Genomic DNA, 7,463 nt, shown 5'->3' on the forward strand with positions numbered 1-7,463 from the left:
GGCAACGCTGCGTTAGTCGCGCAGGCCGAAGCAAAACGGCAGGAAGCGATGGGCGTCCAGCGCGAGGCGGAGCTCGACGCGACGCAGATCGCCCAGGCCAAGGCCGACGCGGCGCGCGTCCGCATCGAAGCCGAAGCAAACGCCGACGCCGAGGCGATTCGCATCCGCCGCATCGCCGAAGCGACCGCCGAGAGCATCCAGAAAGTGAACCAGGCGATCGCCGCGGGCGGCGAGAGCTACTTCCGCTATCGCCAGATCGAGCTCCTCCCGCAGATCGCGCCGGTGATCGCCGACGCATTGTCCGACGCGAGGATGGTCACGATCGCCGGCGGATCGAACGGCGCGCCCGAGACCACGACGAACAACATTGCCAACGTGATCCAGACGGTGCTCGCGGCGCAGCTCGTGGCCCGCGGGGGCATCCTCGACGGCGCGATACCGCCGTCAGCGCCCGCCCCGGTCATCGCCGTCCCCGAGAACCCGCTGCCTAACGCACGGAGCGGCGATGGCACCTTCGGCGTGCGGGCCAAGTAGCAGCGGCTCGCGGCCCAACAAAGCCGCGTCAGCCGGCGGCCCGGCGGTTCGGCCTGGCCTTGCCGAAGAGGTCCGAGAGCGTGAAGAGGTACACATCGCGGCGGCTTCCCCGTGCGGCGCGCTCGAAGCCCTTGGTAAACCCTCCGGCAGCGATGTAGAGGAGCGGCGCGTCATCGTGGTGCGCGGCGTGTGCCCACTTCACGCCCGACGCTGCAAGGCGTTCCAACATCTTCATGTGCTTTGTATGCCAGCGTTCGTCCAGCGGTTGGCTATTCCACTTGACGGCGCCTGTCATCACGCGTCCGTCGGTCAACGACGCCACCACGTCCACCTCCAGCGACTCTCCGGTACGATCTCGCCCTTCCCATGTGCCCCACTCGTCGACAAGCGGGAGGCGGAGCCGGCGTTGCATGCGGCCGTACGCTTGCTCAGCGACGCGCTCGAAGGTTCGCCCGATATACGTGTCGAGACGCGGCGCCACCGCTTCCCGCCAGACCGTCTTGGCATCGTGACGCTCCAGCGCCGTCTCGTGGCGAGCCACAAATTCATAGTAAAACGTGAAGGCCGGATCTGCGATTCGATACCTGAACGGCACGGTCGACTTCGCGCCAAGATTGCGGAATTGCTGGACGTAGCCGAGGGACGTGAGCCGTTGCACTTTGTCTCGAAGCGAAGTATCGGCAGGCAATCCCGACCGTTGGCCAATCTCGTTCAGTCCAGTGCGACCGCTGCCGATTGCGCGCATGATGGCCTCGTATTTCGGAATTTCGCGCAGACCCTGCTCCTGCAGGATGGCCGTTTCCACGAGCGCTCTCACCTCGCCGCGCGGCGCAAGCATCAGCCGCGCGACGTTATCGCCTAACGGGTCGTTCGCACGCACAGCAGCGAGGTAGCGCGGCGTTCCCCCGAAGATGGCGTACGCCCGCACGCGGTCCCGAAGCGATCGAAAGCGGGTCATCTGCGCTGCATACCAATAGTCGAACGGCCGCAGCTCGCCTTTCCACGCGAAACGCCCGTGCAGCGGCGCACCGCCTGCATCGAAGCCCTCGAGGGTTCCCAGTGCGGAACCCGAAACGACGAGCACGAATGGACGGCGCGGCCTGCGGCGCTCCCACGCCGCGTTGAGCTCGGACGCGACCTGCGTCAGATGGTGCTCGTCGTCGCCGAAATACTGGAACTCGTCCAACACGACGACGAGGGGCATCGGCGCCCGGAGATCGAGCAGGAGATTGAACACGGTCCGCCATGTCGGATAATCGTCCGGACGCAAATCGTCGCCGGACCACTGGGCCAGATCGCGGACGATCTGCGCCCTGTTCTGTGCGGCTGTCGTCGCGGACGCCGTCCAGTAAAACGTGCGATCCTCAGGCCACGTGTGTGTGAGAAGCCAGGTCTTGCCCACCTGTCGCCGACCGTAGAGAAGTGCCAGCTGGGGAACACCCCGCTCGAGGAGCCCGCGCAGTTCGCGGTGCTCCAGCTCGCGATCGATGAGATCGCTCATGAGATCACTCCTTGCATGCAGTACTATACTATCGCAATAGTATAGTATCAAGATAGTATAGCATGGCGACCGCCGGTGGACGCCCGGCGTCCAGACGTGGGGATACATTGCAGTGCCCCATCTGCGAGGAACCGCCGCATGAGCGAATCGCGAACCGCATCACACCCCACCGTGTCGCCCGACGATCCGCGGAACGAGATCGCGTTCCCCCGCCTCTCGGCCGACCAGCTCGCCACCCTCGCCGAGTACGCCGCACGCCGCGACTTCCATGACGGCGACCGGCTCTTCGAGGCAGGCGGAAACCGCAACGCGTTCTTCGTCGTCGTCACGGGCGAGATCGAGATCATCGACCGCTCCGGCGACGAACCGAGAACCGTTGCCGTCCACCAGCCGGGCGAATTCACCGGCGACGTGGACCTCCTCACCCGCCGCCGGCCACTCGTCAGCGCCGTGGCGCGCGGCGACACGCGCGTGCTCGAGATCGCTCCGCCGAACGTGCGGCGCATCATCGCCGAGCGGCCCGCCGTCGGCGAGTTGATCCTGCGCGCGTTCATCGCGCGGCGCCAACTGCTGATCGATTCGGGGTTCCAGGGCGTCCGCGTCATCGGATCCGGACGCTCGCGCGACGCCTACCACTTGCGCGAATTCCTGGGCCGCAACCAGGTGCCGGTCACCTGGATCGACACCGACGAGGATCCCGGCGTGGGCGAGCTCCTCGCGCATTTTGGGTTAGGCGAGCGCGACCTGCCCGCGGTCGCGTACGACGGCCGGCCGCTCATGCGCAACCCGAGCATCCGCCAGCTCGCCGAAGCCGTGGGTCTCAAGCCGCCGCTCGACGCCGATGTGTACGACCTCGTGATCATCGGCGCCGGTCCGGCGGGCCTCGCCGCCGCGGTGTACGGCGCATCGGAAGGGCTGCGCACCCTCGTGCTCGACCGGGCATCGCCCGGCGGACAGGCGGGCGCGTCGATGAAAATCGAGAACTACCTCGGATTCCCGACGGGCATCACGGGTGCGCAGCTCACCGCTCGCGCGACGCTCCAGGCGCAGAAATTCGACGCGCAGTTTTCGGTTCCGTCGCCCGTGTCGACGCTCCGGCGCGACGGCGAGAACGTCGCGATCGACATCGATGGCGGCGAGCGCGCCACCGCGCGGTGCGTGCTCATTGCCACCGGCGCCGACTACCGGCGCCTCGACGTCCCCGGCCGCGAGCGCTTCGACGGGTTAGGCGTGTACTACGAAGCGACGCCGACCGAGTTAGGCGAGTGCCGCGACATCGACGTCGTGCTCGTCGGCGGCGGCAACTCCGCCGGCCAGGCAGCCCTGTTTCTGGCCGAGCACCTGCCGCACGTGTTCCTGCTCGTGCGCGGCGGCGACCTGCGCGCCGGCATGTCGAGCTACCTCGCCGAGCGCATCGAAGGCTGCGACAACATCGAGGTGCTCGACCACACCGAAATTCGCGAGATGCAGGGCGGAGAGCGTCTGGAACGCATCGTCGTCGCGGACACCGGCACCGGGGCCACGCGCACGATCGACACACCGGCCGTCTTCACCTTCATTGGCGCAGTGCCGCGCACGGACTGGCTGCCGGACGGGATCGAAACCGACGACGACGGCTACATCCGCACCGGACGCGCGGCAGCGGCTTCGCCTAACTGGTCGGGGTCGCGGCCGCCGTTCCTCCTCGAGACCAGTTGGCCCGGCGTGTTTGCCGCCGGCGACGTGCGACTGGGGTCCGTCAAACGGGTGGCATCCGCCGTCGGCGAAGGGGCCATGGCCGTGAAATTTGTCCACGAATACCTTGCGGAACGCTCCCCGTGACGGGTATGAGACCTGCATGCGCGCTGCGCGGACGTCCGCGCATCTCGGCGCCTCGTCCGCCCGGCGCCCGCAGATCGCGGCCGGTCTCACTGCTTTCACGACGTGGAGGTTCCCGGTGGCTGACACGAGCCGCACGGCTCGCTCCGACTACAGCCGAATCGCGCGCGTTCTCGAGCAAGACGGCGCCGGGCTCCTCGATGCCTGGGTTGCTGCCCAGTCTGCCGTCAGATCCGCGCGCGGCAGCATCTCCGCCAACGAGTTGCGCGCTCAGTCGCGCGAATTCATCGCGCTGCTCGAGAAGGCGGCAGCCAACAATCCAGGGGACGTCGGCGGCGCCGGGTGGGACGAGGTCCGTGGATTCCTGGCAGACCTTTCCAGGTCTCGGGCGACGCAAGGGTTCTCTCCGTCCGAGACGGCCACGTTTGTGTTCTCGCTCAAGGAGCCCTTGTTCACCAGACTGCGCCGCTTCGCAGGCTCCGACACCGACCTGCTCGCGAACGATGTGTGGAACGCCACCGCCATTCTCGACGAGCTCGGCCTCTACACCACCGAGGTCTATCAGAAGAACCGGGAAGCGCTGATCGCCCGGCAACAACAGGATCTGCTCGAGTTGTCGACGCCTGTCGTCAAGCTCTGGGATGGAATTCTTGCGCTGCCGATGGTCGGCACGCTCGACAGCAGCCGCACCCAGATCGCCATGGAAACGCTGCTCCAGCGCATCGTGGAAACGGGTTCGGACGTCGCAATCCTCGACATCACCGGCGTGCCGACGGTGGACACCCTCACGGCACAGCATCTTCTCAAGACGGTGAACGCCGTCCACCTGATGGGCGCCGAGTGCATCATCAGCGGGATTCGCCCGCAGATCGCGCAGACCATCGTGCACCTGGGTGTCGACCTGACCGGTGTCGTGACCAAGTCGAGTCTGGCGGACGCCTTCAAGTTCGCGCTGCAGCGCACGGGCCGCTCGGTGGCTCGAATCGCCCCTCCTGCTCCGGAATCGCGCGCCCGCGAGCGCGCCTGAGGGACCAATCGATGGAGCGCATCCCGATCCTCCGGATGGGGCCGTTTCTCATCGTCAGCATTCAGGTCGACATGCACGACCGGCTGGCGCTCACGCTACAGGCAGATCTCGCGGCGCGCATCTCGGAGACGGGCGCACGGGGCGTGCTGCTCGACATCTCATCGCTCGAAGTGGTGGACTCGTTCATCGGGCGAATGATCTCGGACATTGCCGGAACATCGCGCGTTCTGGATGCTGAAACGGTTGTCGTGGGCATCCAGCCCGCCGTCGCGATCACGCTCGTCGAGCTCGGACTGTCGCTGCCCGGAGTGCGCACGGCACTCAACGTAGAAAAGGGAATGGCGCTGCTGCGCGCGGCGACTGCCGATGCCAGACAGTGGGACGCGGCTGCCGGCTCTGAAACATCGTCCGAGAATGCCGATGGCAGTGCTGCGATGTGAAACCATGCCGGTTCGCTCGCAACAAGACGTGGTCGCGGTTCGGCAGAGCGTGCGATCATGGGCCGTCGCGCAGGGGCTGAGTCTCGTCGACCAGACGAAAATTGTGACGGCGGCGAGCGAGCTGGCGCGCAATACGCTGGACCACGGGGGCGGCGGCACGGCGCGCCTCGAGGCAGTGAGCGACGACGGGCGCGCGGGCCTGCGGCTCACGTTCGAGGACCGCGGGCCGGGAATTGCAGACGTTTCGCTGGCGATGACGGATGGCTACTCCACGGGCAAGGGCTTGGGCCTCGGCCTGGGCGGGGCCAAGCGGCTGTCCAACGATTTCGACCTCTGGTCGCGCGCCGGCGAAGGCACGCGCGTGACCATTACCAAGTGGAAGTGACGTGATGGTGCCGGAATCGACCGCGCTCCCGGCTTTGGACGATGCGTTAGGCGGGCCGGCATCTGTCGCGCTCGAGGTCACTGAGCAGAGCCACATCGGCGAAGCGCGCCGGCGCGCCGCGCCGCTGGGCGTAGCCGCGGGCATGAGCGAGACCGAGCGCGGCACTCTGGCCGTCGTCGTGACCGAAGCGGCGACCAACCTCGTCCGCCACGCGTCGCAGGGGCTGCTGCTCCTGCGCACGGTGGGTCGGCGGCCGTCCGGCGTGGAGCTGCTCGCGCTCGACAAAGGGCCCGGAATCGCCGACCTCGGCAAGGCGATGGCTGACGGATTCTCCACGGCCGGATCCGCGGGCCATGGGTTAGGCGCGATTCGGCGCATGGCAGGCGAGTTCGATCTGTACTCGTCGCCCGACACCGGCACGGCGCTCTTCGCGCGGGTGATCGCGAAAGCGCGCGGCGACGACGGGGACGCGGAGCGCGACGCGGCCGGAGTCGTGTGTCTTCCACTCGGCGCCGAACGGGCGTGCGGCGACGCGTGGCTCATCGATCGCTCGACACACCGAACACTCGTCGTGCTGGCGGATGGACTGGGACATGGATTCGATGCCGCGCGGGCGGCTGAAGTGGCCATGCACGTCGCGCGCGAACGCTGCCACAACTCGCCGGGCCAGATCATCGAGGCGGCGCACAACGCCATGCGGTCGACGCGCGGAGCCGCGGTCGCCGTCGCCGCCATCGTGCCGTCCGAGAACCGGCTCACGTTCGCCGGCATCGGAAACATCTCCGCCGTCATCGTGGCACCGGATGGCGCCAAGAGTCTCGCATCGCACAACGGGATCGTTGGGCACGAGTTGCGAACGGTGCGCGAGTTCGCGTATCCATGGTCCGACGCGTCGCTGCTGGTCATGCACTCCGATGGGATCAGAACGCGCTGGCAGTTAGGCGCGTATCCGGGCCTGGAGTCGCGGCATCCGGCGCTGATCGCCGGCACGTTGTTTCGCGACTTCACGCGTGGACGCGACGATGCGACCATCATGGCGGTTCGCGTGCGTTCATCATGACCGCGTCTCCCACCATACTCCCGCTGCTCGAGTCCGTGATCTCGACGGCCGCGGATGTCGTGCGTGCGCGCCGCGACGCGCGGCAGCTCGCCGATGCAGTCGGCATGGGCAGTGAGGCTCTCAGCTGCTTCGCGACCGCGGTCGGCGAGATCACGATGCACGCACATGCATGCGGCGCCGCCGCGGTGCGATTTTCGGTGGAGCGCCGGAGCGGCGACGGCCAATGGCTCGTTGCACGCGTCGCTGGCAGCCCGACGGCGATGCGCGACTTCGATGCCACCCCGTCGAGCGGCGATGTCGCCAATCCCGAGGCCGACGTCGTGGCTGCCACACAGATCGTCGCGCACTTCCATTATTACCGCGCCGAGGACGGAGCGACTGTGTTCGAGCTCGGGCATCCGCTTCCCGTCTCCGCCCAACCGTTCGGTGCGGCGGATGCCGCGCGCGTTGCCGGCGCCCTTCCGCCGCACGCGTCGTTAGACGCCGTGTCGGAGGCGCGACACGAAAATCGCGAACTGCTGCGAGCGATCAGCGCCGGTCGGCGACACGAAATGCAAATCGAGTGGCTGAACGGCGAGCTCGAGGCGACGAATCGCGGCGTCATGGCGCTGTATGCGGAGCTCGAGGATCGCGCCGAGGATCTCAAGCGCGCCTCGGAGCACAAGACGCGGTTTCTCTCGGACGTGAGTCACGAGCTT

General features: G+C 67.4%; 8 protein-coding genes. 7 read left to right on the forward strand and 1 reads right to left on the reverse strand.

All coding sequences use genetic code 11. From position 1 onward, the window contains the following. The coding region (locus VFW04_03790; protein HEX5178426.1) for a hypothetical protein at positions 1 to 534 on the forward strand (534 nt) is incomplete at its 5' end. Between the two features lie 28 nt (positions 535 to 562). On the opposite strand, the gene VFW04_03795 is transcribed toward VFW04_03790, so the two are convergent. Beyond that, on the reverse strand, positions 563 to 2,035 hold the full coding sequence (locus tag VFW04_03795; GenBank protein ID HEX5178427.1) for an ATP-binding protein: 1,473 nt from the start codon (positions 2,033 to 2,035) through the stop codon (positions 563 to 565). Between the two features lie 138 nt (positions 2,036 to 2,173). Here VFW04_03795 and VFW04_03800 point away from each other — a divergent pair, with 138 nt between their 5' ends. The 6 genes from VFW04_03800 to VFW04_03825 all read left to right on the forward strand — a co-directional run. Continuing rightward, positions 2,174 to 3,856, forward strand: a complete 1,683-nt coding sequence (locus VFW04_03800) for an FAD-dependent oxidoreductase (GenBank protein ID HEX5178428.1) — start codon at positions 2,174 to 2,176, stop codon at positions 3,854 to 3,856. A 115-nt stretch (positions 3,857 to 3,971) separates the two neighbouring features. Then, complete coding sequence (locus VFW04_03805; protein ID HEX5178429.1) at positions 3,972 to 4,880, forward strand: STAS domain-containing protein; 909 nt, start codon at positions 3,972 to 3,974, stop codon at positions 4,878 to 4,880. 11 nt (positions 4,881 to 4,891) lie between these two features. Next, positions 4,892 to 5,320 carry an STAS domain-containing protein gene (locus VFW04_03810; protein ID HEX5178430.1) on the forward strand — a complete coding sequence of 143 codons (429 nt, stop codon included), beginning with the start codon at positions 4,892 to 4,894 and terminating at the stop codon, positions 5,318 to 5,320. A 4-nt stretch (positions 5,321 to 5,324) separates the two neighbouring features. Further along, complete coding sequence (locus VFW04_03815; GenBank protein ID HEX5178431.1) at positions 5,325 to 5,705, forward strand: anti-sigma regulatory factor; 381 nt, start codon at positions 5,325 to 5,327, stop codon at positions 5,703 to 5,705. 4 nt (positions 5,706 to 5,709) lie between these two features. Continuing rightward, on the forward strand, positions 5,710 to 6,765 hold the full coding sequence (locus VFW04_03820; GenBank protein ID HEX5178432.1) for an ATP-binding SpoIIE family protein phosphatase: 1,056 nt from the start codon (positions 5,710 to 5,712) through the stop codon (positions 6,763 to 6,765). Next, on the forward strand, positions 6,762 to 7,463 hold a 702-nt coding region (locus VFW04_03825), incomplete at its 3' end, for a hypothetical protein (GenBank protein HEX5178433.1). The genes VFW04_03820 and VFW04_03825, both read left to right, overlap by 4 nt.

It is taken from the genome of Gemmatimonadaceae bacterium, assembly GCA_036273715.1.
Lineage (GTDB): Bacteria > Gemmatimonadota > Gemmatimonadetes > Gemmatimonadales > Gemmatimonadaceae > JADGGM01.

Coding starts and splice junctions, on each gene's coding strand:
- VFW04_03795 (HEX5178427.1), bottom strand. CDS start 2,035: ATGAGCGATCTCATCGATCGCGAGCTGGAGCACCGCGAACTGCGCGGG.
- VFW04_03800 (HEX5178428.1), top strand. CDS start 2,174: ATGAGCGAATCGCGAACCGCATCACACCCCACCGTGTCGCCCGACGAT.
- VFW04_03810 (HEX5178430.1), top strand. CDS start 4,892: ATGGAGCGCATCCCGATCCTCCGGATGGGGCCGTTTCTCATCGTCAGC.
- VFW04_03815 (HEX5178431.1), top strand. CDS start 5,325: ATGCCGGTTCGCTCGCAACAAGACGTGGTCGCGGTTCGGCAGAGCGTG.
- VFW04_03820 (HEX5178432.1), top strand. CDS start 5,710: ATGGTGCCGGAATCGACCGCGCTCCCGGCTTTGGACGATGCGTTAGGC.